Consider the following 23,171-nt stretch of genomic DNA (forward strand, 5'->3'; position numbering starts at 1 on the left):
TATTCTACGAATTACACGTATAACACGTAGATTCAACTGCTTGCAATGAAGGTGGTAGCTTCGGGCTCGTATACTGGAGGTGGCAGCGGGCGAACTGTCTCGTCAGAGGCGAGGCAGTTCCGGACTCACTCAAGGATCATCTGAGTTTATATGCCCCTGGTTCTCTTCAGCATGTCCGGGAGACCGTGGAATGCAGACAATCACCGGCTCGCACTCCAGCGATGCGGTCATCCTCTTGTCGTTGCTTCCGCCAATAATCCACCTTGTAGGGACCGGGTTCTTTATCGTAACTTCATCTCGCCGATACGGAAGGACTATTTGCTGGTAGTGATCGTCGTCTTCGATTCGCTCAACGAAGAGCGTGTCGCGCGCGAGATTTCGTGTACTCGGCCGGTCCGCTAGCCCTACGCCAATTTCTTGCTCTAGATGTTCAGCGACTATCAAAGCTGCGACCTCGGACACCGCGTTCTGCCTGGTGATCGGCTCAATCTTTGATGCCAAATCAGGATCGAAGAACTCAAACGGCAGAATCTGACTATCTTCTACCGTCCAACTTGATGGGACAAGGCCCCTATGATACGCGGAGGGGCTTGTGGCAAATCCAAATTTCTGGTCAGCCGATACATACTCGGACTCAACCATCACCTCGTTTTCTTGAACCGAACTATGTTTATGTTTGAGAAACAGGTGAAGCTTTCCATCCATATTGTAATTATGGACTGCCTTGCATGCCCTCTTAAATAAGCGCCGAAATGCGGCGCGATCGAGATTAGAAAATGCGTCCTCGGGACCTGGAAGTGTGTTGTAGTATTCGCAGTAGTACATCGAACTTACCTCCCACTGGTGCCACTTTAGCTGTGCATTTTACACAACCTGCAACATTAGGTTACTCTAAGAAATCAATCTTATCCAGTTCGTTTTTTACAATGGCGTTAGAGTCGGACTCGTCCATCGACCGTTAGGGCTGCGAAAATCTGGCAAACCCGTTCCCTTAATCCAAAGTGTACCGTTCATTTTGACAACGAGTAACGGTGTTTTGGTCAAGCGTGAACTGGAGAGGTCAGACTGACTGTGTCAGCGGGTGTAACTTCGCCTTACGTCGGTTACTTAGCTTTCTATGTCTGAAATACTTCATCGTACGACGGTCGGGATCGTGGTGACCTTGCCCCAGGTTTTATGCAATTTTGAGTTTGCCCAGCGGTTTTTGGTTTTTGTGGTTGGTGTAGCGGCGGGTTACGTCACGGTGTGGAGCCGTTTCGGCTGCCGCGTAACAAGAGGGGGCGCCGAAGCGCCCCGATATTCTGCGAAGACGAATGGACAGCGAAAGCCAATCTCAGCTCCCAAGCCCCTCAAACAACGCCGTCGAAAGATAACGTTCGGCGAAGGAGGGGATGATGATGACGATGTTCTTGCCGGCGTTCTCGGGACGGACGCCGACCTTGATCGCGGCCGTCAGTGCCGCACCCGAGGAGATGCCGACCGGCACGCCTTCGAGCCTGGCGACTAGGCGCGCCTGTTCGAAGGCTTCGTCATTGGTCACGGTGACGACCTCGTCATAGATGCCGGTATCGAGGATCTTCGGCGCGAAGCCGGCGCCGATGCCCTGGATCTTGTGCGGACCGGGATTGCCGCCGGAGAGGATCGGCGAATCGGCCGGCTCGACGGCGATGATCTTGATCTCGGGCTTGCGGCTCTTTAGCACCTGGCCGACGCCGGTGATCGTGCCGCCGGTGCCGATGCCGGAGACGACGATGTCGACCGTGCCGTCGGTATCGTTCCAGATTTCCTCGGCCGTCGTCTTGCGGTGGATCTCGGGATTATCAGGGTTTTCGAACTGCTGCGGAATGACGGCATCGGGAAGGGAGGACGCCAGTTCCTCGGCCTTGGCGATGGCGCCCTTCATGCCCTTCGGTCCCTCGGTCAGCACCAGTTCGGCGCCGAGCAGCGCCAGCATCTTGCGGCGCTCGACCGACATCGTTTCCGGCATGGTGAGGATCAGCCGATAACCCTTGGCGGCGGCTGCAAAGGCGAGCGCGATGCCTGTGTTGCCGGAGGTCGGCTCGATCAGCACCGTCTTGCCGGGGGTGATCTTGCCTTGCGCTTCGAGGCCCTCGATCATCGCGACGCCGATGCGGTCCTTGACGGAGGCGATCGGGTTGAAGAATTCGAGCTTGCCGATCAGGTTCGCCACGACACCCTTTTCCCGCGCCAGCTTGTCGAAGCGCACGAGTGGCGTGTCGCCGATGGTCTCGGTGATCGAGGAATAGATGCGGCCGCGGCCGGGCTTGTGCGACATGGGTGCTCTCCCTTTGAAATCCTGCTCCTGAAATCGAGGGGGAGAATAGGGTCAAAGGCCCGTCTAGGCCAGACCGCGTTCGACCTGGAGGAGCAATCAGGAGAGAAAAAAACCTTTGAAAACCGTTTCTTGCCGAATGTTTATTTCAGGCCGCCCGCGTGGTGATGAAGGCGGCGGTGCCGGCGAGGATGCCGGCGGCAACCCGGTTCAGCGCCTGCAAGGCCCGCGGCTGCTTCAGCATCGTGCGGGCCCGTGAGGCAAGCAGCATATAAGGCACGAGCACGACGATCAGCACGACGAAGGTGGCAGCAAGCAGGAGCGCATAGTCTCGCAGGCCGATATTGCCGATATCGATCAGCGTCGGCACCAGGGCGACATAGAAGAGCATCGTCTTCGGATTGCCGAGCGTCACCAGCAGGCCGGAGAGGAAGGACATGCCGATATTGGTGGATTTCCGCGCCGCGATATCCTGCGGTAGCAGCCCCGCCGTCCAGAGTTTCCAGGCGATGTAGCCGAGATAGAGGACGCCGGCGATCTTGATTGTTATGAACACCTCGGTAAAGGTCTGCGCCACGAAGGCAAGGCCGAGAATGACCGCCGTGAGATAGATCATGTCGCCGAGCACAAGGCCGAGACCCATGAAGAAGGTCTCGCGGAAATTCGAGCCGAGCGCGCGTGCGACGATCGCGGTGATCCCGGGTCCGGGAATGGCGGCGGCGATGAACAGCGCTCCGGCATAGGTGATCAGGACGGTGAGGCTCATCTTCTTAACCCTCAGGGCTTCCACCACCCATCTATAGGCAAGCGCCGCTTCCTCATCAATGCTTTGGCGCTGATCGGTCCATAACCATGAGGAATAGGTCTGCTGGACCATGATCCACTTGGAAAGCGACCCGGCCTTGCTATTTCCCTCTCTGCAAATGCGCGATCAGCGCGGCCCGCCGCGTTTTCCCGGCCGGTGGCGCTAGAGATTTTCATCACCAAGGAGAGATTAAATGTCCCATACGCCAGCCGAAACCCGCAGGCTTTCGCCACTCAAGACGCCGTCCAGCCTGTCGACCAACGCCACTACCGATATTTCGGCGGCGCTGACCGCGCTGCTCGCCGATGTCTTTACGCTTTATGTGAAGACCAAGAATTTCCATTGGCACATGTCCGGCCCGCATTTTCGCGACTATCATCTGCTGCTCGACGAACAGGCGGAACAGATCTTCGCGATGACCGACGACATTGCCGAGCGTGCCCGCAAGATCGGCGGCACGACGCTGCGCTCCATCGGCCAGATCGCTCGTCAGCAGCGCCTTTTGGACAATGACGCGGATTTCGTCACGCCCGAGGACATGTTGTCGGAACTGCGCGAGGACAACGTTCAGCTCGTTTCGCTGCTGCGCGAGGTGCATGGCCTTTGCGACGAGCATAATGATGTCGCAACCGCCAGCCTGATCGAGAACTGGATCGATGAGGGCGAGCGCCGCACCTGGTTCCTGTTCGAAACGACGCGCCCGCAGAGGTAATGTCGGCAACGGGGCGTCTCAGCCATCCCGATCGGGACGCCCGGTTCTCAGCTCTCCAGCGCCCGCGGCCGCAGCCACCGCGGCGTCCAGCCGAGATTCATGCCGGCGGCGGCAAGCAGGATGATCGCCGCACCTAGTATCTGCATCGGCTGCAGCGCATGGCCGAAGGCGAGCCGATCGACGAGGATCGCCGCGATCGGATAGATGAAGGACAGAGCGCCTGTGAGATGCGTCGGCAGCCTCTGGATTGCGCCATAGAGCAGCACATACATCAGCCCGGTATGGACGACGCCGACGGTCACCAGGATCGCCCAGGACCCAACATCCCCCGGCGGGTGGGAAAAATCCGTCATCGGCGCCAGCATCAGCATGCCGGTTGCGACCTGGATGAGCGCGATCAGATGCGGCGGCGTGCCCTTTAGCCATTTCGCGGCAAGGGCTGCGAGCGCGTAGAAGAAGGCAGCCCCCAGCGCCATCAGGATGCCGAGGCCGTAGCCGTCGAACGCAGCGCCGCCCGCACCGGGTTTCGCCTGGACGATCGCCACCATGCCGGCGAAGGCGAGCGCCAGCCAGAACAGCTTGGTCGCGGTGATCTTCTCGCCGAGAAAGAGCGCGCCGAGTACCAGCAGCATGAAGGGCTGGGTGTTGTAAACGGTCGTCGCGATCGAGATCGTCGCATGCGAATAGGAGGCAAACAGCAGCAGCCAGTTCAAGACGATGGCGATGCCGCCGAAAATGGCGATGCCGAAGGCGCGCAGCGTGATGATGCCGGGCCGCAGCAGCCCGAGAGCGCCGCAGATGACAAGCAAAGTGAGCGCGCCGAACAGGCAGCGCCAGAAGACCACGCCGCTGACCGGTTGGCCCGACATGACGACGAACCAGCCGATCGTCCCCGAGATCAGCATCGCTGCCGTCATTTCCGCCGTGCCTCTTTTGATGTCGCTGCCCATGATTGCCTCCATTTCGGTAGCATAAGAATATTGCTGCGAGAGGCGATTTTATATATTGATAAAAAGGAAATTGATCGAAATACCTAATCATGAGAGGAAAATAGGTCGCCGTGGCTAATGATGTGCAGTCGCTCGACGAAATCGATCAGGCCATTCTGGAGGCGCTGGCCGGCAATGCGCGGATCTCGCTAAAAGAACTGGCGCAGCAGGTCGGCCTCTCTTCGCCGAGTGCCGCCGAGCGCCTGCGCCGGCTGGAAGAGCGCGGCGTCATCAAGGCCTTCACCATCGATCTCGATCCCGCCGCCGTCGGTTATCCCCTGCAGGCGATCGTGCGCGTGCGTCCGCTGCCAGGGCAGCTGCACATCGTCGAGCGGATCATCCAGGAAATTCCCGAAATCATCGAATGCGACAAGGTGACGGGTGATGATTGTTTTATCGCTCGCCTGGTCATCCGCTCGATGGCCGACCTCGACGGCATTCTCGACCGGGTCGCCGAAAGGGCGGAGACCAACACCGCGATGATCAAAGCCTCGCCCGTCAAGCGCCGCCTGCCGCCGCTTTCACGCCGGAAATAGAGGGATCTAGAATTCCGCCATCGGCGACAGCATCGCCGGAAAATCCAGGGTGGCATCGCCGAGCCCGCGCAGCATCAGCCTCGTGCCGCTTTCCAACGATTGTGGAACACCCTCCCAGCCGAGCTTGTCGGGACGGAACAGCACCTCGACGGAGGCGGGCACGATCTCCAGTCCGCCAAGGATCGCGGCAAGCGAGGGCATCTCCGCCGCCACGACGTCGAGAAGGCTGAAGCGGCCCGCCTCATCGATCTTCCAGGCAATCACCGCCTGTTTGTCTTCCAGGAAGCTGATGCGGACATCCGGATCGAGCTGGGTGTTGATCAGAAACATCGCCGCATTGACCGTGACCGCCAGCGAGGTCGAAACCGGGCTTCGTCCTTTCAACAGCGATTGCAGCAGGGCAAGATCGTCCGCGTTTGTCGGCAAAAGCGGCCGGGCGGGTGCGGCTGGTGTTGAAGGGGCGGGCGCCGCTCCCTCATATCGGTGCAGCGGTATCGCGTGGAAACCGTAGGCTTCGTAGAGCGACGGCTTGTCGGTATAGAGGATGACGGCTTCAAAACCTTGCTGCTCGCACCAGTCGAGCGCTTTCACCGTGACGTCGCGATAGAGCCCGCGGCCGCGCCATGGCGGCCGCACGGCGCCCGATTGCAGCCCGGCGGCATGGACAATCCTGCAGTTGAGGACAAAGGGCAGCGCAAAGGCCGAAATATTGGCCGTAAGCTCGCCTTCGGCATCAAACCAGCCGAAGGGCATGCTCGTCGGATCGGGTCCGCCGAGCTGTCGTAGCGGTCCGATATCGATGCCGAAAATATCCTTGAGCAGGCAGACCAGGGCCGCCCAGTCGGCGGGGTCGCCGAAATAGTCCTGCCGGAAGGTCAGGCCGGCGCTGTCGAGGCGCTCTGCCATCAGACGCCGGTGGAGCCGAAGCCGCCTGCGCCGCGCGCCGTTTCGCTGGCCGCGATGATCTCCGCCACCCGTGCCTGGGTCACCGGCGCGATCACCATCTGGGCGATGCGCATGCCGCGCGAAATGATAAAAGGCTCCTCGCCGAGATTGACGAGCAGTACCTTCACGTCGCCGCGATAGTCGCTGTCGACGGTGCCCGGCGAATTCAGGCAGGTGATGCCGTTCTTGAAGGCCAGGCCGGAGCGCGGCCGCACCTGCCCCTCGAAACCTTCGGGGATCTCGAAGATGAAGCCGGTCGGCACCAGCGCCCGCTTGCCGGGCAGAAGTGTCAGTGGTGCTGCCTCGTCGACGGCAGCGCGCAGGTCCATGCCGGCCGCTCCCTTGCTTTCATAGGCGGGCAGATCGAGGCCTTCGCCATTGGCTAAGCGGATCAGGTTCAGCGCCGGGCGCGTATCGTGATGAATCGTCATGGCCCATTACTTTGCGTCCGAGGGCCCGAGGTCAATTGCATTGCCGGGCTTTAATCGCTAGATACGCGGCAATTCCACAGGATTCACAAGCATGGCCGAAAGTCTCGCCGAGGCGGTCTCCCGCCGCCGCACATTCGCTATTATCGCCCACCCGGACGCGGGTAAGACGACGCTCACCGAAAAGCTGCTGCTGTTCGGCGGCGCCATTCAGCTTGCCGGTGAAGTCAAGGCGAAGAAGGATCGCATGCAGACGCGCTCCGACTGGATGAAGATCGAGCGCGAACGCGGCATCTCCGTCGTCACCTCGGTGATGACCTTCGAATATAACGATAATGTCTTCAACATTCTCGACACGCCGGGTCACGAGGACTTCGCCGACGACACCTATCGCACGCTGACCGCCGTCGATGCCGCCGTCATGGTCATCGATGCCGCCAAGGGTATCGAGCCGCGCACGCTGAAGCTCTTCGAAGTCTGCCGCATGCGCGATATCCCGATCATCACTTTCATCAACAAGATGGACCGCGAAAGCCGCGATCCCTTCGAGATCCTCGATGAGGTGGAAGAGAAGCTGGCGCTGGATACGGCGCCGATCACCTGGCCGATCGGCCGCTCGAAGACCTTCTGCGGCTCGTACAATATCGCCGCCAACACGGTGCGCGGTTCGGATACCGAAATCGAGGGAACGCCGGTCAACGGTCCGCAAAGCGTGGCCGGCAGGCTGCCGGAAAACGAGCGCCAGGTCTTCGTCGAGGAGACCGAGCTCGCGATCGAGGCCTGCCGTCCGTTCGACCGCCAGGCCTTCCTCGAAGGCCATATGACGCCGGTTTTCTTCGGCTCGGCGCTGCGCAATTACGGCGTTCGCGACCTCATCAACGCGCTCGGCGATTTTGCGCCGCCACCGCGGGACCAGGTCGCCGATACCAGGATCGTGCACGCGACCGACGACAAGATGACGGCCTTCGTCTTCAAGATCCAGGCCAACATGGACCCCAACCACCGCGACCGCATCGCCTTTGCCCGCATCTGCTCCGGCAAGCTCGAGCGCGGCATGAAGGCAAGGCTTGCCCGCACCGGCAAGCAGCTCGGCCTGACGGCGCCGCAATTCTTCTTCGCCTCGCAGCGCCAGCTCGCCGACACCGCCTATGCCGGCGACGTCGTCGGCATTCCCAACCACGGCACGCTCCGGATCGGCGATACGCTGACCGAAGGTGAATCGCTGGTCTTCCAGGGCGTGCCGAACTTCTCGCCGGAGATCCTGCGCCGCGTCCGTCTGGAAGACGCGATGAAGGCGAAGAAGCTCAAGGAAGCCCTGCAGCAGATGGCCGAAGAAGGCGTCGTCCAGCTGTTTTCGCCGGAAGACGGCTCGCCGGCGATCGTCGGCGTCGTCGGTGCCCTGCAGCTCGACGTCCTGAAGGAGCGGCTGATGGCCGAATACGGCCTGCCGGTCTCCTTCGAAATGTCGCGTTTTTCCGTCTGCCGCTGGATCTCGGCCGATCAGCCGGCCGATCTGGAAAAATTCCTCACTGTCAAACGCGGCGATATCGCCCGCGATCTCGACGGCGATCCGGTCTTCCTCGCCCAGGACGGTTTCTCGCTGCGTTACGAGTCCGAGCGCCATCCGGCGATCAAGATGGTCGCCATCAAGGAATATCACGCCGCCAAGGCGGCGTGATCATCATCCCGCAAGCCGCTCGGCCAGGAAGTCGACGACGGCGCGCACCGCCGGCAACTGGCCACGCCGGTGCGGCATCAGGATCGTCGTTTCGATGCTGCCGGCCGTCCATTCCGGCAGCACCCGCACCAGCCGCCCGTCCGCCAGCGCCTTGCGGCAGACGGATGTCGGCAGGCAGGTAATGCCGAGCCCCGACATGGCCATTTCCATCAAGACATAAGGCTCATCCGCCGCCACGACGGAATGCAGCATGACGAGAGCCTCGTCGCCGCCCGAATAAAGCCGCCACTGGTCCTCCGTCAGGCTGGTCATGATCGTCGCATGTTGTGCCAGCTCCTCCGGCCGGCGCGGTTCGCCATGAGCACTCACATAATCCGGCGAGGCGAGGATGTAGAAGGGGTGGCTGGCGAGCTTCCGCTGCACCAGCGCCGAATCCGGCAGCGGCCCACGGTGGCTGCGCAGCGCAATGTCGAAGCCTTCCTGGACGATATCAACGAAACGGTCCGTCACGTGCAAGGAGAGCCGGAGCTTTGGATAGCGTGCCGCCAGCGCCGGCAGATGCTCCGTGAGCGTAAACTGCGCCGTCGGCACCGAGGCGGTCAGGCGAACGCTGCCGGCGGGTTCGGCCAGATGCCGCCGTACGATGCCTTCGGCCATCTCCGCCTCGATGATCGAGGCCTGGGCATGCTGAAAGAATTCCCGGCCGAGTTCGGTCAGCGCAAAGCTTCGCGACGTGCGCTGGATCAGCCGCACGCCAAGCCGTGCCTCCAGCTCGGCAACCCGCTTGCTCAACGTCGATTTCGGAATGCCGAGATGCCTTGCGGCGGCGGTAAAGCTGCCGCTGTCGACGGCCTGCACGAAAAGATGCAGATCGTTGAGGTTGAAGAGTGTCATCGCCAGCTTCCAGATATGTGGACATTGCGATGCATTTATAGCCTCTACCGCATGATCGTCCACATCTTCACATTCATCGCGTCCAAACGGGTTCAATTCTGAAAGGAACGATTGATGTCACCCATATTGTTTTACGGCGTTCCGGAGGGCTGCTCCTTCGGCTCGATCGTCGCGTTGGAATGGTCCGGCCTGCCTTATCGGCTCTGCCGCGTCGAGATGCCGGAAATAGTCTCCAGTGAAGAATACAAGCGGATCAACATGGTCGGCGAAACGCCGTCGCTGCTGCTCGAAGATGGCAGGACGATCAGCGAAAGCATGGCGATCCTCCACCATATCGGCGCCGGCGCGATTGGCAAAGGTCTGGGTTTTGTGCAGGGGTCGGCGGATTTCGATCGCCTGAACCAGATGCTCTCCTTTCTCAACACCACCTTCTTCAAGGCCTTCGGCCCGCTCTGGTATGCGATCGAGCATCCAATGGAGCCGGAAGAGAAACAGGTCCTCACCGCCTATGGAATCGCGGCGGTCGAAAAGGCGCATCATACGCTGGAGCGTCTGCTCGAAGGTCGCGAATGGCTTCTCGGCAATGGGCCGAGCCTGGCGGATGCCTATTTCGTCGGCATCGCCCGCTGGAACGACTTTCACCAGGTCGTCGACCGCCGGCAGTTTCCCGGCCTGCATCGCCTCTATGAGCGCATGCAGCAGGAACCGGCCGTGCGTTTTGCCTATGCGATCGAGCATCGGCAGGAGGCGAAAAGCAGCGGCGGTTTCCGCGGCGAGGTCGATCTGGCCGAGGCACTCGGCCTGTTGAGACAGGCGGCCTGATCGCCGCAGCCGTCGCACCTTTGCGGTGCGACGGCCGATCTGCCGTCAGCCGGCGGCGACGATCTCGATCTCGACGAGCCAGTCGTCGCGCAGCGTTTCGACGATGATCGCCGTGGTCGGCACGGCGCGGCCGCCAAGTGCCCGAAGACGGGCATTCTGGTTCGCCTCCATAAAGGCGCCGTCGCTGAGATAGCTCGTCAGTCGCACGATATTGTCCACCGTCATATCAGCGGACGTGAGGATGGCGCGCAGATTGGACCAGATGAGCTCCAATTGCCCATCCAGATCGGCGGCGGCCATTCCCTGTTGATCGAGACCCATGGTGCCGCTGACGAAGAGCAGCCGGGACGATTGCCTGACCTCCAGCGCATGGATGTAATCAGGGCTGGCCGCATAGATCCCGTTTGCTGGATTGTGCGCGATCATCTCCATGAGATTTCTCCTCCTCCGAATATCCTATTGAAGAATGCCAGTATCGGCGATTATTCTTCGGCAGAAAGGGGAGTTTGCAGAATGGCGAAAAATACAGACGATCTTCGGCAGAGACGGCCCCAGCAGGCTGTCATCGATGCCTTCGACCGAAGAATATTAGCCGCGCTCGCCGCCGACAGCAGCCAGAGCTATGCCAGGCTTGGCGAAGCGGTTGGCCTGTCGGCGCCGGCCGTGCATGAGCGGGTGCGCCGCCTGAGACAATCCGGCGCCATCAAGGGCGTGCATGCCGCGCTGGATGGCGCGGCCCTCGGCAAACCGCTGCTTGCCTTCGTGCATGTGGAGGCAGCCGGTTGGGGCAAGAGCGAGCGGCTGATGCAGATCCTGCAGTTTCCCGAGGTCGAGGAGATGCATTCGGTCGCCGGCGACGCCAGCGTTCTCTTCAAGGTCCGCACCGCCAGCCCGCAGGCCTTGGAAGCTTTTCTCGCCCAGATCCATGCCGTTCCCGGCGTCACCGGCACCCGCAGCTATATTGCGCTTTCCACCTATCTGGAGCGTCCGGTCCAGGCCGGCGTGACCGACAACTGGCCGGATATGCCCCCGCCGGAATAGGCTCGTGGCAAGCGTTATCGACGAGATGTTCCATGAAATATAACGCCATGGCATAGTCCCGGCCGATTTTGCGGTTTGAATGAGGAAAAGCCATGGTCCGTGAAAATGAAATCCGCGACAACGAAGTGGCGATCGAGCCGCCGGAGCCGACGGATGCAGGCCTCGTTTTCATCGGCCGCATCGCCACGCCGTGGACGTCACGGCCGGAAACGCCGCGTCAAGGCCGTCATGATGGCCCGCTTTGCCGGATCCAGATCTTTGAGCCCTGGGTGCCGGCACTACAGGGCGTCGAGGCTTTCGAGCGGCTGGAAGTTCTCTACTGGCTCGATCGGTCTCGCCGTGACTTGCTCCTGCAAAGCCCGGCGCGGACCGGCAAGACCCACGGGACCTTTTCGCTTCGCTCGCCGGTCCGGCCCAATCCGATCGGCACCTCGATCGTCCGGCTCGAAGCCGTCGAAGGCGCGGTTCTGCTTGTGCGCGGTCTCGATTGTCTCGACGGTACGCCGCTTCTCGACCTGAAGCCGGACCGCACGCTCTTTACGCCGATCGCACCGCCGCAGCCGGGTGATTTTGAGACCGGCTGACGACTGGCCGATGATCGTCAGTCAACCGCTACCATGACATCCGAGTTCCTATCCGCCAGCCTGACTGCTGTCCCCGATCCGCCCGTCAAGCCGGCGCCAGCCTAATCCTCGCCCTCGAAGCGCGGAAGCGTTTCGATATTCTCCACTCCTGAGAGGGCCGAGCGGCACCAAATCTGCTTTTTCGGCGCCAGTTCCCGCCGCTGGTCGATGCCGCCGACGCGGATGCCGATCGCGCCGCCGTCGCCGTCCGTGCGGTAGAGCGGCGATCCGCAATTGGGGCAGAAGAATTGCCGGCTGAGACCACCGCTGTCGCCATATTTTGCGTAGCCTCTTGGCTCACCTGAAGTGAGCGTGAAACTTCCCGACCGTGCTGGTGCTGTGATGCGATAGGCCGAGCCCGTCAACCGCTGGCAATCGGTGCAATGGCAGATCGAGACCCGCTCCGGGTCGATCTCCGCCTGATAGCGGATCGCGCCGCAGTGGCATCCTCCGGCAATATGCATCGGCAAGTCCCCAAAGCATGTCGCGCAAAACTGCAGAGCGGTTTAGCGACAAGACATCGCCACGCTTTAGTCCGCCGGCTGAGCGGCCGGGTGTGTGGCGTAGAAGGCCTTTGCATCCGCCGTGAAGGCGGCCCGCTGTTCAGCTCTTGTATAGAACATATGGCCGCCGCGATAAAGCTTCAGTCCGACACGGCCACTGGCGAGCGAGGGCGGCAGATGGTCGACCACGTAGCGGCTGACGCCATAAGGCGTCACCAGATCGCTGTAGCCATGTGCGATCAGCAGATGGAAGGCCGGGTTTGCGGCGAGCAGCTGCCTGATGTCGTCGGTGGCGCTGGCCTGGAAGCGCGATCCGCCGCCGCGCCCGCCGCCCCATTCCCAGCGCCGGCTGATATCGCGGTCGAGCAGCGAATAGGTCATCTCGGTTTTGAAACCGAGTTCGTTGCGGGCATAGTCGGCGTAAGCCCCGCCATAAGCGCGGGTGAACCCGTCGAGGATGGCGTCGTCGCCGCGATCGTAATCCGATTCCGGATAGGGATCGGGTGCTGCAAAGGAGGCGTCGTAGGAGCTCATCACCTCGCCGCTGCCCTCATCTGAATGTTTGACGAAGGAACTGCCGAGGAAGCCGCGGTTGCGGGTGACGATATCCTCGGGAATGCCCGTCAATGCGGCGATCCTGCCATAGAAGGTGGCGGCGTCGGCGCCCGTCGGCGGCGGCCCGGCGAGCGTCGTCAGATAGTCCCCGAGCGCGAAGGTCTCGGCCGCCTTCTGCTTTTCTTCGTCAAAGGCGTTATGCCGGTCGAGTTCGGCGGCGGCGAGCGACGGCAGCTCCAGCGCGGCACCGAGCGGGAACTGGTCGGCATTGAACATCAGCTGACCCTCGAGCAAGGGGGAAAGCATCACCGCTCCGGCGACGATGATGCCCTGGCTCTCCTGAAGCGCCGAGGCGACCTTGGCGGCGCGGAAGCCACCATAACTCTCGCCGAGAAGATATTTCGGCGAGTTGGAACGGTTGTTGTGTGTGACATAGAGCGCGATCGCCTTGGCGATGCTCTCAGCATCGGCACTGACGTTATAATAATTGGAGGCGTCGTCGGCCCTCGCCGTCCGGCTCCAGCCGGTGCCGATCGGATCGATCAGCACGAGGTCGGTGAAATCGAGCCAGCTTTGCGGGTTGTCGACGAGTTTCGCATTGGCGCCGTCGCGTCCGTCCGGCCCGAAATCGAGCACCTTCGGCCCGACCAGCCCGAGATGCAGGAAGGCGGACGCCGCACCCGGCCCGCCGTTGAAGGCAAAGGTCAGAGGCCGGTTCGCCCCGCCATCCCGCGCGACATAGGCGGTGTAGAAGATCGCGCCGGTCTGCGCCCCGTCCTGGCCGAAGAGATCCAGCGTGCCGGCGGTGGCAGTATAGGCGAGCTTCCGGTCGCCGATCGTCAGCGCGTGCTCTGTGACGGAATCGGCCGGCAGCAGCTTCAATACGCCGCCGCGCGCGCCGCTTTGGACATTCGCCCTCGGTGGATCGCTTTCCTGCGCATGGGAAAGGGCAGGGGCCAGCGATGCTACAAGCGCGGCGAGCAGAAACAGGGTTCGTATGCGCAAGATGTCTCCTCCGGCGATCGGGAATGAGAGGCTGAGATAGCGTAGCATCCGCTGCCGACGACCGGCATCAAGAGATGGTGATGGATAGGTGAGCGAAGGGCTCAGCCGTCTTTCTCGACCACATGGACATTGATCTCCACCGCCCGGCCGGCCTTCCAGCCATTGATTGCTGCGCCCAGTCCGAGTGCGACGAAGAGGGCGGCGCACCAGGAAAAGCTGCCGGTCCAGCCACGGATGAGGCCGACGATGAGCGGGCCGATGGCGGCGAGCAGGTAACCGACGCATTGCGCCATGCCGGAAAGATGGGCGGCGACATCGGGATCGCGCGAGCGCAGCACGATCGTCGTCATGGCTGCCGCGATCAGCCCGCCCTGGCCGATGCCCTGCAGCACCGCCCACAGCCAGACCGTCGAAAGCGGCGCGAAGAGCAGGCCGAGCAGGGCAATGACGGCGACGCCGCAGAGGCTCGCATTGATCAGCCGCTGGTCCCGGCCGCGCACGGCGATATGCGGCACGATCAGGCAGGATGCCGCCTGCACCATCACCGACAGGGAAACGATCGCCCCGGCGGTGACGCCGTCGAGCCCGCGTTCACGCAAGATCGGAACCAGCCAGCCGAAGACGCAATAGGCAAGTGCCGATTGCAGTCCCATGAACAGCGTCACCTGCCAGGCGAGCCGGTCGCGCCAGAGACCTTCGACGCGAAAGCCGTTTCGCCTTGCCTGTCTGCCGTTGCGAAGAACCTCAGGCAGCCAGAGCAGGCTGACGGCGAGCGCCGGCAGCGCCCAGATGGCGAGCGCGCCTTCGAGGGAGCCGCCGAGCCCATGCTCGATCGGCAGTGTCAGTCCGGCGGCACTTGCCGCTCCGGCGCAAAGCGCCATCGTGTAGAAGCCGGTCATCAGCGCGGCGCGCCCGGCGAAATCCCGCTTCACCAGCCCCGGCAGCAGCACATTGCCGACAGCGATACAGGCGCCCGCAAGGGCCGTGCCGATGAAGAGCAGCGGCACGGAGGAAAGGCCGCGCAAGGCGGTGCCGAGTGCCAGAAGCAGGAGAACGCCGAGCAGCGTGCGTTCAGTCCCGAAGCGCTGGGCAAGACGAGGCGCAAGCGGCGAGAAGGCGCCGAGGCAGACAACCGGAAGCGTCGTCAGCAGGCTGGCGCCAAGCGCGCTGAGGCCGAGTTCGGAGCGGATTTCCGGCAGCAGCGCCGAGGCGCTGGAGAAGACCGGGCGCAGGTTGAAGGCGATCAGCACCAGGCTTGCGCCCAGCAGAAAACGATCCGCCGCTCCCCGCACCGGCGTTGCCTGCGGCGGTGGAAGGCTGCCGGCCTCGGCATCGATCAGCAGTTCGTCGGCCGCCTCAAGCGTGCTTATGGCATGGTTGGCAGGCGTGTTCATGACAGGATCATCCGCTCGAGTGCGGCAAGAACCGGCGCCATGAAGCGGCGCACCGCCGCATCCGCCTTGTCAGGATCGCCGGTTTCGATGGCGTCGACGATATCGGCATGCGCCTGCATATCCGGCTCGGGAATATCCTTGCCGAGCGTCGCCGCGATGGTATCAGCGATCGAGGCCGAAAAGAAATCGTAGATCTCGATCATCGCCCGGTTGCCCGAAGCGGCGATGACGGCCTTGTGGAAGGCAAGGTCGCGTTCGATGAAGGCGGCCTGGTTGCCGCCGTCGTAATTGCCGCGTTCGGCAAGCAGCCGGCGAAGCCCGGCAACCGTCTCCGGCGTCTTGCGGATCGCCGTCAGCCGGGCGGCCTCGACGTCGAGCGCCAACCGCGCCTCGAACTGGTCGCGCAGGCTGGCGCGCCGCGCCATCGTCAGCGGCCGGCCGGCATCGCTGGTGGCGCGGACATAGGTTCCCGAACCCTGCCTTGTTTCGAGATAACCCTGGGAGACCAGAACGCGCACCGCCTCGCGCACCGTGCCACGGCTGACGGACAGCATGGCCGACAGCGAGGCTTCATTCGGCAATTTCTCGCCGACCGCCCAGCGTTTGCCGAGAATGTCGCCGCGGATCGCCTCGATCGCCTCATCGGCGAGATTGGTCTTGCTGAGCGCTCGCATCCCATTACTCATAAAGTCATCTGATGACTTTATGAGTAATGGGATTTCGATCTTCCGTCAACGCCTAGCATCAAGACAATAAAGACATCGAAACAATAAAAAAGGGCCGCCTCAGCGACCCTTTCCATGAGTTTGGCCTCAAACTGGCCTGGACTGTCTATGCAGCCCCAGGAAGGCGGGGATTAGAGCGAGGGCTGCCTCGCCTTCTTCACCTCTTCCATGCCCGTTACGAGGTCCGAAATCTCATTAGACATTGGATCACCTTCCTTTCGTTCTGTTGCTGATGGCTTAAAAGTAGGCCGATTCTTCTGAGATGCAAGAGAGAAATGCGTTCAGTGCGCAGCTTTGATGAAGGTGCCGTTCTGCAGTTCGCGCATCGCCTGCATGATTTCCTCGCGCGAATTCATCACGATCGGGCCGTGCCAGGCAACCGGCTCCTCGATCGGCTTGCCGGAGACAAGCAGGAAACGGATGCCCTGGTCGCCTGCCTGCACCGTCACTTCGTCGCCGCTGTCGAAGACCACAAGCGTGCGGTTGCCGGACATGTCGCGGATATTCAATTCCTCGCCGTCGACTTCCTTCTCGACGCGCACGCCGAAGGGTTTCGATGCATCGCGGAAGGTGCCGGAGCCGGCGAAGATATAGGCGAAGGCATTGCGGTAGGTATCGACCGGCAGCCGCTTCTTCCGGCCGGGCGGCACCGAAACGTCGAGATAGATCGGCTCGGCGGCGACGCCATCGACGGGACCGGCCTTGCCCCAGAAATCGCCGCAGACCACCCGCACCGCGGTGCCATCGTCATCGACGACGACAGGAATGTCGGTGGATTTGACGTCCTGGTAGCGCGGCGCCGTCATCTTCAGCGAGGAGGGCAAGTTCGCCCAGAGCTGGAAGCCGTGCATACGGCCGGCAAAATCGCCCTTCGGCATTTCCTGGTGCATGATGCCGCTGCCGGCTGTCATCCACTGGATGTCGCCGGCGCCGAGTAGGCCGCTATTGCCCAAGCTGTCGCCGTGCTCGACGGTGCCGGCGAGCACATAGGTGATCGTCTCGATGCCGCGATGCGGATGCCAGGGAAAACCGCGGATATATTCCGCCGGATTGTCGTTGCGGAAATCATCCATCATCAGGAAGGGATCGGTCATCGCGGGATCGCCGAAGCCGAAGACGCGGTGCAGCTTGACGCCGGCGCCTTCCATGGTCGGTGTGGCAGTACTTTCATGCTTGACGGGGCGGATCGACATGGCGTCCTCCTAGAGGTTCAACTTGGCGGCGACTATAGCCGCCCGGCTGCCGGGCGCGAAGTCTGCGGGGCAGACAACGCAGTGTTCACAAAAGAACACAGCGTTTCGCCGAATTTGAAGAGGTCAGGCGTCAAGAAATCGTCATGTTTCACTTGCAAACCGGCCGGGCGTTAAGCTGTTATTAGCGACGACATTCGACAATTCAGTTGCGTTTCAGCATTTCCCGCCGATGCGGCGGGTTCCGGAGCAAAGAGCCATGTGTCGCTGGGCAGCCTATCGCGGAGACCCCCTCTATCTCGAGGAGTTGGTATCCTCGCCCGCCCATTCCCTGATCGAGCAGTCGCATTGCGCCACCCGCGCCAAGACCGCGACGAATGGCGATGGCTTCGGCATCGCCTGGTATGGCGATAGACCCGAGCCCGGCCGTTACCGCGACATCCTGCCCGCCTGGTCGGATTGCAATCTGAAGAGCCTGGCGCGGCAGATCCGTTCGCCCCTCTTCCTCGCCCATGTCCGCGCCGCCACAGGCGGCGGCACGCGCCGCGACAACTGCCACCCCTTCACCCATGGCATCTGGTCCTTCATGCATAACGGCCAGATCTCCGGCTTCGAGCGCCTGCGCCGGCCGATGGAGGCGATGCTCGACGACGAGTTGTTCAATGCCCGCGGTGGCACCACCGATTCCGAATTGATGTTCCTGCTGGCGCTGCAGTTCGGTCTGCGCGAGGCGCCGGTCGCTGCGATGGCGGAGATGATCGGCTTCATCGAGGACCTGGCGGAAAACACCATCGGCTCGGTGCTGCTGCGCTTTACCGCTGCCTTCTCCGACGGCAAGGCGCTTTATGCCATCCGCTATGCGACCGATCGCAAGGCGCCGACGCTTTATGCCTCGCCGGTCGGCAAGGGCTATTGTCTTGTGTCGGAGCCGCTGAACGACGATGGCGATGCCTGGGCCGAGATCCCGAACGGCAGCGCCGTCACGGTCGGCGAAGGAGGAATCGACGTCGCGGATTTTCGACCGGGCAAACGGGCGGCCGTGAAATCGCAGCGCATCGTCGTTCCAGCCTGATCCCTCGGCGTTAACTGAACTGCTTGGCGATCAGCGCCGCCAGCCGTTCGGCAACCTCTTCCTTCGCCAGGTCAGGCCATTGCTCGATGCCGTCGCGGCGGACGAGTTTGACCCTGTTGCGGCCGCCGCCCATGATGCCGGTCGCCGGCGAAACGTCGTTGGCGACGATCATGTCGGCGCCCTTTCTCTCGAGTTTCGCCTTCGCATTGATTTCGACGTCCTGCGTCTCGGCGGCAAAGCCGATCACCAGCTTCGGCCGCATCGTGTGATGGCCGACAGTCTTCAAGATGTCCGGGTTCTCGGTCAGCGCCAGCGTCGGGATGGATTCGCCGGGATGTTTCTTCAGCTTCTGGTCGGCCGCCGAGGCGACGCGCCAGTCCGCCACGGCTGCGACCATCACGGCGATGTCGGCCGGCAGCGCCGCAAGCACGGCATCACGCATTTCCTCCGCCCGCTCGACATGCACGACGTTGACGCCGACGGGGTCGGCGATTGTTACCGGCCCTGACACCAACGTCACCTCCGCCCCGAGCTTTGCCAGGGCTGCGGCGATCGCATGCCCCTGCCGGCCGGAGGAGCGGTTGGCGATGTAGCGCACCGGATCGATCGGCTCATGCGTCGGTCCCGACGTGACGATGGCCTTGCGTCCCTTGAGCGGCTTTTCTCCGTCGTCGAGCATGGTTTCGGCAGCAGCGACGATCTCCAGCGGTTCCGCCATCCGGCCGAGCCCGGCCTCACGGCTTTCCGCCATCTCGCCGGCCATCGGCCCGATGAAGCGGATGCCGTCGGCTCGGAGCATCGCGGCATTCCGCCGGGTCGCCGGATGCGCCCACATGGCGGGGTTCATCGCCGGTGCGGCAAGCACCGGCCTGTTGGTCGCCAGAAGCACGGTCGAGGCGAGATCGTCGGCAAGCCCGTTCGCCATCTTCGCCATCAGATCGGCGGTGGCAGGAGCGATCAGCACGAGGTCGCAGTCGCGCGCCAGGCGGATATGGCCGATATCCTGTTCGTCCTGGCGCGAAAACAGATCGAGATAGACATGGTCCGCCGCCAGTGCACCGACGGCAAGCGGCGTGACGAATTCCTGGGCGCCTTTGGTCATCACAGGGCGCACGCTGGCGCCGCGCTCGCGCAGCCGGCGGATCAGATCCAGGCTCTTATAGGCTGCGATGCCGCCGGAGATGATGAGGAGGATGCGTTTGCCGCTGAGAGCCATGGCCTTCTACCCGTTGCCTTTTCTGACCGTCCTCGACCCTAAGCCTTTGGCGGAGAACATGCAATCGCGGGGAAGGCACCCATCGGCCGCAGCCGGCGGGCACCGCCCCGTTCATGACGTCAGCCGTCATTTTCGTGGGTTCAGAGGTTACTCATCCCGCCGTCGATGATGAGTTCGCTGCCGACGATATAGGCCGCCTCATCGGAGGCGAGGAAGACGATCGTCTTGGCGACTTCGCCGGGGGTTCCGAAGCGGCCGACGGGGATCTGAGCCTGGATCTGCGCGGTCATCGCCTTGGAATCCGCTTCCGACGCCCCGAGCTTGCTGTAGAGCGGCGTGGCGATCGGGCCGGGGCTGACGGCGTTGACGCGAATGCCGCGGCCGATCAGTTCGCCCGACAATGTCTTGGCAAGCGTCAGCAGCGCGCCCTTCGTCAGCGAATAGACGCTGGAGTTCGGCATGCCGATATGGGCGTTGATCGAGGTGTTGAGCACGATCGCGGCCTGCTTCGAAAAAATCGGCAGCAGTGACTGAATCAGGAAGAACGGTCCTTTGACGTTGATATCAACCGACTTGTCGAAGGCGGCTTCGCTCCACTGTTCCAGCGGCCCGAATTCGGCGACGCCGGCGTTGACGAAGAGGATGTCGAGCGTGCCGAAAGCCTCTCTCACGCGATCGGCGACGGCCTTCTGGCCGACCGCATTGCCCGCATCGGCCTGGATGACGGTGGCTTTGCCGCCGAATTCGGCGCGGGCCGCCTCGACGCTTACCGTGCTGCTGCCGGTAACGACGACGCGGGCGCCCTCAGCGATGAACTGGCGGGCGGTCTCGAGACCGATGCCACTGGTGCCGCCGGTGATGAGGGCTGTCTTGTTCTGCAGGCGTGACATGATGAAGTTCCTTTGACCGAATGTTGGGGCGTGGCCCGTTCTTGTTCAATGCGAGAATGCTCTGAAAAAAGCGGCGCGATAAACCGGCGTGTTGAAGGATCACCAACCCGCAGCGGATAATCGTGCCCAGCCGTCTCAGGTGCGGGTGATCGAAGCGCCGCCGTCGACCAGCGACGCCGTGCCGGTGACGAAGCTCGCATCGTCGGAGGCGAGATAGAGAACCGAGCGGGCAAGTTCTTCGGGTGTCGCGACACGCTTCAGCGCATGCAGGTTGGTAACGAAGGCCTGCTTCTCGGGCGTGTCGTTCATGTCCCGATACATGTCGGTATCAACAGCACCCGGCAGGATGGCATTGACGCGCACGCCCTGCTGGCCGAATTCGGCGGCAAGCGCCTGCGTCAGGCCGATCAGCCCGGATTTGCTGGCGGCATAGGCGGCAACGCCCGGAAAGGCGAAGCTGTAGCCGACGAAGGTCGAGGTGAAGATCACCGAGCCGCCGCCATTCTCCACCATTGCGCCGGTCTGGTGCTTGGCGGCGAGGAAGGAGGCCGTCAGATTGATCGCCACCGCCTCGCTGAAGCCTGCTTCGGAAACGGCGGTGCTCGGACCGGCTTCGCCGAGCGTGCCGGCATTGTTGAAGGCGATGTCGAGCTTGCCGTAATTCGTCACGGCGGCGGCGACCAGCGCCTTGTGATAGTCTTCCGAGCGCACGTCGCCGGCAATGGCGATGGCGTCGCCCCCCTCTGCCTTGATCTCGGCGACGAGACTGTCGAGTTCGCCCTGGCGGCGGGCGCCGACGACGACCTTGGCGCCTTCGGCGGCGAAGAGCTTTGCCGTGGCGCGGCCGATTCCGGAGCTTGCGCCGGTGACGATTGCGACCTTGTTGTTCAAGCGGTTCATGGTTCCATCTCCTAGATTTAAGGCGAGGCGGCCCCTGCCGTCCCTTTCGATGAGTGGAAGATGGCATTTTCCCTTCGTTCGGATTAGTCTCCAGATCGAGGAACTCGAATTCGGAAAAGCCGAACGATGATCAGGATCGAAGGTATTGCGGCTTTCGTCGCCGTGGTTGAGGCGGGCTCGGTCAGCGAGGCGGCCCGGCGTCTGCGGCTGTCCAAATCTGTCGTCAGCGAAAGGCTGGCGGAACTGGAGAAGTCGCTCGGCGGCGTGCTGCTGCACCGAACGACGCGCAAGCTCACCTTGACGGAGGATGGCGCGGTCTTCCTCGGGCGCGCCGCGCGCATCGTGCGCGAGATCGAGGAAGCCGCGGCAGATATGGCCGAGCGGCGCGGAACGCTGTCAGGCCCGATCCGCATCGCCGCCCCCGTCACCTTCGGCCGCATGCATCTCGGCCCGGCGCTTTATCCCTTTCTCGCCGAACATCCCGAGATTGAACTGACTCTCGATATCGATGACCGTCGCGTCGACGCCGCCTCGGACGGTTATGATGCCATCATCCGCAACGGCCCGATCGCCGATAGCCGGCTGGTCGCCTGGAAACTCACACGCAGCCGCCGCCTTCTCTGCGCCTCGCCGGATTATCTCGCCCGCCAGGGAATTCCGTCGTCGCTGGCTGATCTCGACAGCCATCGCGGCATCTTCTACACCAATCGCGGCGTTGCCGACTGGCGCTTCCAGACGCCCGACGGGGCGATCGTCGTCCGCGCGAAACTGGCGCTCGGCATCAACAATGGCGACATGCTCCGCGACGCCGCGATTGCCGGGCTCGGCATCGCGCTGCTGCCGGCCTTCATCGCCGGCCCGGCCATCCGTGAGGGCCGGCTTGCCGAAATCGATGTCGGCCACAAGCCGGAGGCCGAATTCATCTACATGGCCCATCCCGAAGGCCGAAATCCCTCCGCCAAGCTTCGCGCCATCGCCGATCATCTGAAGAAGAGCTTCGGCGATCCGCCCTATTGGGATCCGGCGGGTTAACTCATGTACTCAGCAGGCTGATCAGGTTCTCGGTAACCGGCGAGCGATGTGTTTTCAGGATTGCCAGCGCCAGGCGCGCCACGGCTGGCGGCCCCTCGATCGGCCGGTAGGCCACGCCTTCGAGCTTGATCTGCGAAATCGAGGCGGGCACGATCGAGACGCCGAGATCGGCCGCCACCAGATTGACAACGGAGGAAATCTGCGGCGCCTCCTGTGCCACGGCCAGCTCGAACCCCGCCCTGCGGCAGGCGAGCACGACATCGTCGTAGAGGCTCAAGCCCACGAGCCGCGGAAAGAGGATGAAGGGTTCTTCCGCCAGCGCCGCAAGCGGTAGCTTGCTGCGCCGGGCCAGGGGATGGTTGGCGGGCAGGGCAATCACCATCGGCTCATCCGGCAGCCGCCGCAGCCGGATGCCCGTGGGATCGTCGAGGCTGGGGCGCATGAAGGTGGCGTCGAGCTCTCCGCGTTCCAGCTTCTGCATCAGCGCCAGCGTATTCATTTCCGTCAGCGACAGTTGCACCTCCGGCCAGCGCGCACGAAACCGGCGGATCGTCGTGCTGACCACGGGATTGAAGGCGGAGGAAGCGGTGAAACCGAGCGATAGCCGGCCGGTCTCGCCGCGATTGGCGCTTTGCGCCGCAAGCTTCGCTTTTTCCGCGGCGGCCAGCGAAGCCTTTGCCTCGCCGAGGAAGGCCGTACCCGCCGCCGTCAATTCGGCCCCGTGCGGCACGCGGTGAAACAGCGCCGCACCCACTTCCCTCTCCAGATCGCGGATCTGCTGGCTGAGCGGCGGCTGCCCGATGCCGAGCTGCGGCACGGGTGAAATTGCCTTCTTCCGCCACCGCGAGAAAATATCTCAAATGCCGCAGCTCCATCGCCATCTCCAAAACCTATCGAAATCGCCAGTGTCATATATTGGACAA

General features: G+C 62.6%; 24 protein-coding genes and 1 pseudogene. 8 read left to right on the forward strand and 17 right to left on the reverse strand.

What is annotated here, in order from left to right; translation table 11 throughout:
• Nucleotides 1–129: 129 nt before the first annotated feature.
• The 3 genes from AC245Y_RS23880 to AC245Y_RS23890 all read right to left on the reverse strand — a co-directional run bounded on the left by AC245Y_RS23880 (nucleotide 130) and on the right by AC245Y_RS23890 (nucleotide 3,059).
• Entirely contained in the window at nucleotides 130–825 is a 696-nt protein-coding gene (locus AC245Y_RS23880) for a hypothetical protein (RefSeq protein ID WP_017995819.1), read from the reverse strand.
• Between the two features lie 508 nt (nucleotides 826–1,333).
• Nucleotides 1,334–2,296, reverse strand: a complete 963-nt coding sequence (cysK, locus tag AC245Y_RS23885) for a cysteine synthase A (protein WP_003555993.1) — start codon at nucleotides 2,294–2,296, stop codon at nucleotides 1,334–1,336.
• Nucleotides 2,297–2,441: 145 nt separating this feature from the next.
• Nucleotides 2,442–3,059 carry a LysE family translocator gene (locus AC245Y_RS23890; RefSeq protein WP_026157548.1) on the reverse strand — a complete coding sequence of 206 codons (618 nt, stop codon included), beginning with the start codon at nucleotides 3,057–3,059 and terminating at the stop codon, nucleotides 2,442–2,444.
• Between the two features lie 232 nt (nucleotides 3,060–3,291).
• On the opposite strand from AC245Y_RS23890, the gene AC245Y_RS23895 reads away from it, so the two are divergent.
• On the forward strand, nucleotides 3,292–3,810 hold the full coding sequence (locus AC245Y_RS23895; protein WP_003544754.1) for a Dps family protein: 519 nt from the start codon (nucleotides 3,292–3,294) through the stop codon (nucleotides 3,808–3,810).
• A gap of 47 nt (nucleotides 3,811–3,857) precedes the next feature.
• Here the strand turns inward: AC245Y_RS23895 and AC245Y_RS23900 are convergent, their stop codons facing one another.
• Entirely contained in the window at nucleotides 3,858–4,772 is a 915-nt protein-coding gene (locus tag AC245Y_RS23900; protein WP_017995821.1) for a DMT family transporter, read from the reverse strand.
• Between the two features lie 98 nt (nucleotides 4,773–4,870).
• Here AC245Y_RS23900 and AC245Y_RS23905 point away from each other — a divergent pair, with 98 nt between their 5' ends.
• The gene (locus AC245Y_RS23905; protein WP_012759850.1) at nucleotides 4,871–5,335 is read left to right on the forward strand and encodes an Lrp/AsnC family transcriptional regulator; all 465 of its coding nucleotides are present in this window, start codon (nucleotides 4,871–4,873) and stop codon (nucleotides 5,333–5,335) included.
• 6 nt (nucleotides 5,336–5,341) lie between these two features.
• On the opposite strand, the gene AC245Y_RS23910 is transcribed toward AC245Y_RS23905, so the two are convergent.
• Both AC245Y_RS23910 and dut read right to left on the reverse strand, forming a co-directional pair.
• The gene (locus tag AC245Y_RS23910) at nucleotides 5,342–6,241 is read right to left on the reverse strand and encodes a GNAT family N-acetyltransferase (protein ID WP_017995822.1); all 900 of its coding nucleotides are present in this window, start codon (nucleotides 6,239–6,241) and stop codon (nucleotides 5,342–5,344) included.
• Nucleotides 6,241–6,711, reverse strand: coding sequence for a dUTP diphosphatase (gene dut / locus AC245Y_RS23915; protein ID WP_017995823.1), 471 nt, complete (start codon nucleotides 6,709–6,711; stop codon nucleotides 6,241–6,243). The genes AC245Y_RS23910 and dut overlap by 1 nt, the downstream gene beginning before the upstream one ends.
• Before the next feature lie 91 nt (nucleotides 6,712–6,802).
• Between dut and AC245Y_RS23920 the strand changes: the two genes are divergently transcribed.
• Nucleotides 6,803–8,386 carry a peptide chain release factor 3 gene (locus AC245Y_RS23920; protein ID WP_003555999.1) on the forward strand — a complete coding sequence of 528 codons (1,584 nt, stop codon included), beginning with the start codon at nucleotides 6,803–6,805 and terminating at the stop codon, nucleotides 8,384–8,386.
• A 3-nt stretch (nucleotides 8,387–8,389) separates the two neighbouring features.
• Here AC245Y_RS23920 and AC245Y_RS23925 read toward each other — a convergent pair whose 3' ends face one another.
• Nucleotides 8,390–9,280: a LysR substrate-binding domain-containing protein gene (locus tag AC245Y_RS23925; protein ID WP_017995824.1), complete on the reverse strand. Its 891-nt coding sequence runs from the start codon at nucleotides 9,278–9,280 to the stop codon at nucleotides 8,390–8,392.
• A gap of 114 nt (nucleotides 9,281–9,394) precedes the next feature.
• On the opposite strand from AC245Y_RS23925, the gene AC245Y_RS23930 reads away from it, so the two are divergent.
• On the forward strand, nucleotides 9,395–10,102 hold the full coding sequence (locus AC245Y_RS23930) for a glutathione S-transferase family protein (RefSeq protein ID WP_017995825.1): 708 nt from the start codon (nucleotides 9,395–9,397) through the stop codon (nucleotides 10,100–10,102).
• 45 nt (nucleotides 10,103–10,147) lie between these two features.
• On the opposite strand, the gene AC245Y_RS23935 is transcribed toward AC245Y_RS23930, so the two are convergent.
• The gene (locus AC245Y_RS23935; RefSeq protein ID WP_017995826.1) at nucleotides 10,148–10,534 is read right to left on the reverse strand and encodes a RidA family protein; all 387 of its coding nucleotides are present in this window, start codon (nucleotides 10,532–10,534) and stop codon (nucleotides 10,148–10,150) included.
• 27 nt (nucleotides 10,535–10,561) lie between these two features.
• Here AC245Y_RS23935 and AC245Y_RS23940 point away from each other — a divergent pair, with 27 nt between their 5' ends.
• Together AC245Y_RS23940 and tsaA are read left to right on the forward strand one after the other, a co-directional pair.
• Nucleotides 10,562–11,143, forward strand: coding sequence for an Lrp/AsnC family transcriptional regulator (locus tag AC245Y_RS23940; RefSeq protein ID WP_017995827.1), 582 nt, complete (start codon nucleotides 10,562–10,564; stop codon nucleotides 11,141–11,143).
• A gap of 92 nt (nucleotides 11,144–11,235) precedes the next feature.
• Nucleotides 11,236–11,727, forward strand: a complete 492-nt coding sequence (gene tsaA / locus AC245Y_RS23945) for a tRNA (N6-threonylcarbamoyladenosine(37)-N6)-methyltransferase TrmO (protein WP_012759858.1) — start codon at nucleotides 11,236–11,238, stop codon at nucleotides 11,725–11,727.
• Nucleotides 11,728–11,828: 101 nt separating this feature from the next.
• On the opposite strand, the gene AC245Y_RS23950 is transcribed toward tsaA, so the two are convergent.
• From AC245Y_RS23950 to AC245Y_RS23970, 5 genes are all read right to left on the reverse strand, one after another.
• Entirely contained in the window at nucleotides 11,829–12,230 is a 402-nt protein-coding gene (locus AC245Y_RS23950; RefSeq protein ID WP_017995828.1) for a GFA family protein, read from the reverse strand.
• A gap of 66 nt (nucleotides 12,231–12,296) precedes the next feature.
• Nucleotides 12,297–13,829 carry a S10 family peptidase gene (locus AC245Y_RS23955; RefSeq protein ID WP_017995829.1) on the reverse strand — a complete coding sequence of 511 codons (1,533 nt, stop codon included), beginning with the start codon at nucleotides 13,827–13,829 and terminating at the stop codon, nucleotides 12,297–12,299.
• Between the two features lie 101 nt (nucleotides 13,830–13,930).
• Nucleotides 13,931–15,223, reverse strand: a complete 1,293-nt coding sequence (locus AC245Y_RS23960) for a CynX/NimT family MFS transporter (protein ID WP_017995830.1) — start codon at nucleotides 15,221–15,223, stop codon at nucleotides 13,931–13,933.
• Nucleotides 15,220–15,897 carry a FadR/GntR family transcriptional regulator gene (locus AC245Y_RS23965; RefSeq protein ID WP_017995831.1) on the reverse strand — a complete coding sequence of 226 codons (678 nt, stop codon included), beginning with the start codon at nucleotides 15,895–15,897 and terminating at the stop codon, nucleotides 15,220–15,222. Before AC245Y_RS23965 ends, AC245Y_RS23960 begins: the two co-directional genes overlap by 4 nt.
• Nucleotides 15,898–16,229: 332 nt before the next feature.
• A complete protein-coding gene (locus tag AC245Y_RS23970; RefSeq protein ID WP_017995832.1) occupies nucleotides 16,230–17,141 on the reverse strand; it encodes a pirin family protein in 912 nt (303 codons plus the stop codon).
• 256 nt (nucleotides 17,142–17,397) lie between these two features.
• On the opposite strand from AC245Y_RS23970, the gene AC245Y_RS23975 reads away from it, so the two are divergent.
• Nucleotides 17,398–18,210 (forward strand): class II glutamine amidotransferase, encoded by an 813-nt coding sequence (locus AC245Y_RS23975; RefSeq protein WP_026157549.1) that lies wholly within the window; start codon nucleotides 17,398–17,400, stop codon nucleotides 18,208–18,210.
• Between the two features lie 10 nt (nucleotides 18,211–18,220).
• Here the strand turns inward: AC245Y_RS23975 and coaBC are convergent, their stop codons facing one another.
• From coaBC to AC245Y_RS23990, 3 genes are all read right to left on the reverse strand, one after another.
• The gene (gene coaBC / locus AC245Y_RS23980) at nucleotides 18,221–19,426 is read right to left on the reverse strand and encodes a bifunctional phosphopantothenoylcysteine decarboxylase/phosphopantothenate--cysteine ligase CoaBC (RefSeq protein WP_012759865.1); all 1,206 of its coding nucleotides are present in this window, start codon (nucleotides 19,424–19,426) and stop codon (nucleotides 18,221–18,223) included.
• A gap of 140 nt (nucleotides 19,427–19,566) precedes the next feature.
• Nucleotides 19,567–20,316, reverse strand: coding sequence for an SDR family oxidoreductase (locus tag AC245Y_RS23985; RefSeq protein ID WP_017995834.1), 750 nt, complete (start codon nucleotides 20,314–20,316; stop codon nucleotides 19,567–19,569).
• A gap of 135 nt (nucleotides 20,317–20,451) precedes the next feature.
• Nucleotides 20,452–21,216, reverse strand: a complete 765-nt coding sequence (locus AC245Y_RS23990) for an SDR family oxidoreductase (RefSeq protein WP_012759867.1) — start codon at nucleotides 21,214–21,216, stop codon at nucleotides 20,452–20,454.
• A gap of 126 nt (nucleotides 21,217–21,342) precedes the next feature.
• Between AC245Y_RS23990 and AC245Y_RS23995 the strand changes: the two genes are divergently transcribed.
• Complete coding sequence (locus AC245Y_RS23995; RefSeq protein ID WP_017995835.1) at nucleotides 21,343–22,248, forward strand: LysR family transcriptional regulator; 906 nt, start codon at nucleotides 21,343–21,345, stop codon at nucleotides 22,246–22,248.
• Nucleotide 22,249: 1 nt separating this feature from the next.
• Here the strand turns inward: AC245Y_RS23995 and AC245Y_RS24000 are convergent.
• Nucleotides 22,250–23,123, reverse strand: a pseudogene (locus AC245Y_RS24000) (LysR family transcriptional regulator).
• Between the last annotated feature and the right edge of the window lie 48 nt (nucleotides 23,124–23,171).

This window comes from Rhizobium sp. SRDI943 (assembly GCF_057653695.1).

Coding starts and splice junctions, on each gene's coding strand:
- AC245Y_RS23880 (WP_017995819.1), bottom strand. CDS start 825: ATGTACTACTGCGAATACTACAACACACTTCCAGGTCCCGAGGACGCA.
- cysK (WP_003555993.1), bottom strand. CDS start 2,296: ATGTCGCACAAGCCCGGCCGCGGCCGCATCTATTCCTCGATCACCGAG.
- AC245Y_RS23890 (WP_026157548.1), bottom strand. CDS start 3,059: ATGAGCCTCACCGTCCTGATCACCTATGCCGGAGCGCTGTTCATCGCC.
- AC245Y_RS23895 (WP_003544754.1), top strand. CDS start 3,292: ATGTCCCATACGCCAGCCGAAACCCGCAGGCTTTCGCCACTCAAGACG.
- AC245Y_RS23900 (WP_017995821.1), bottom strand. CDS start 4,772: ATGGAGGCAATCATGGGCAGCGACATCAAAAGAGGCACGGCGGAAATG.
- AC245Y_RS23910 (WP_017995822.1), bottom strand. CDS start 6,241: ATGGCAGAGCGCCTCGACAGCGCCGGCCTGACCTTCCGGCAGGACTAT.
- dut (WP_017995823.1), bottom strand. CDS start 6,711: ATGACGATTCATCACGATACGCGCCCGGCGCTGAACCTGATCCGCTTA.
- AC245Y_RS23920 (WP_003555999.1), top strand. CDS start 6,803: ATGGCCGAAAGTCTCGCCGAGGCGGTCTCCCGCCGCCGCACATTCGCT.
- AC245Y_RS23925 (WP_017995824.1), bottom strand. CDS start 9,280: ATGACACTCTTCAACCTCAACGATCTGCATCTTTTCGTGCAGGCCGTC.
- AC245Y_RS23930 (WP_017995825.1), top strand. CDS start 9,395: ATGTCACCCATATTGTTTTACGGCGTTCCGGAGGGCTGCTCCTTCGGC.
- AC245Y_RS23935 (WP_017995826.1), bottom strand. CDS start 10,534: ATGGAGATGATCGCGCACAATCCAGCAAACGGGATCTATGCGGCCAGC.
- tsaA (WP_012759858.1), top strand. CDS start 11,236: ATGGTCCGTGAAAATGAAATCCGCGACAACGAAGTGGCGATCGAGCCG.
- AC245Y_RS23950 (WP_017995828.1), bottom strand. CDS start 12,230: ATGCATATTGCCGGAGGATGCCACTGCGGCGCGATCCGCTATCAGGCG.
- AC245Y_RS23960 (WP_017995830.1), bottom strand. CDS start 15,223: ATGAACACGCCTGCCAACCATGCCATAAGCACGCTTGAGGCGGCCGAC.
- AC245Y_RS23965 (WP_017995831.1), bottom strand. CDS start 15,897: ATGCGAGCGCTCAGCAAGACCAATCTCGCCGATGAGGCGATCGAGGCG.
- AC245Y_RS23970 (WP_017995832.1), bottom strand. CDS start 17,141: ATGTCGATCCGCCCCGTCAAGCATGAAAGTACTGCCACACCGACCATG.
- AC245Y_RS23975 (WP_026157549.1), top strand. CDS start 17,398: ATGTGTCGCTGGGCAGCCTATCGCGGAGACCCCCTCTATCTCGAGGAG.
- coaBC (WP_012759865.1), bottom strand. CDS start 19,426: ATGGCTCTCAGCGGCAAACGCATCCTCCTCATCATCTCCGGCGGCATC.
- AC245Y_RS23985 (WP_017995834.1), bottom strand. CDS start 20,316: ATGTCACGCCTGCAGAACAAGACAGCCCTCATCACCGGCGGCACCAGT.
- AC245Y_RS23990 (WP_012759867.1), bottom strand. CDS start 21,216: ATGAACCGCTTGAACAACAAGGTCGCAATCGTCACCGGCGCAAGCTCC.
- AC245Y_RS23995 (WP_017995835.1), top strand. CDS start 21,343: ATGATCAGGATCGAAGGTATTGCGGCTTTCGTCGCCGTGGTTGAGGCG.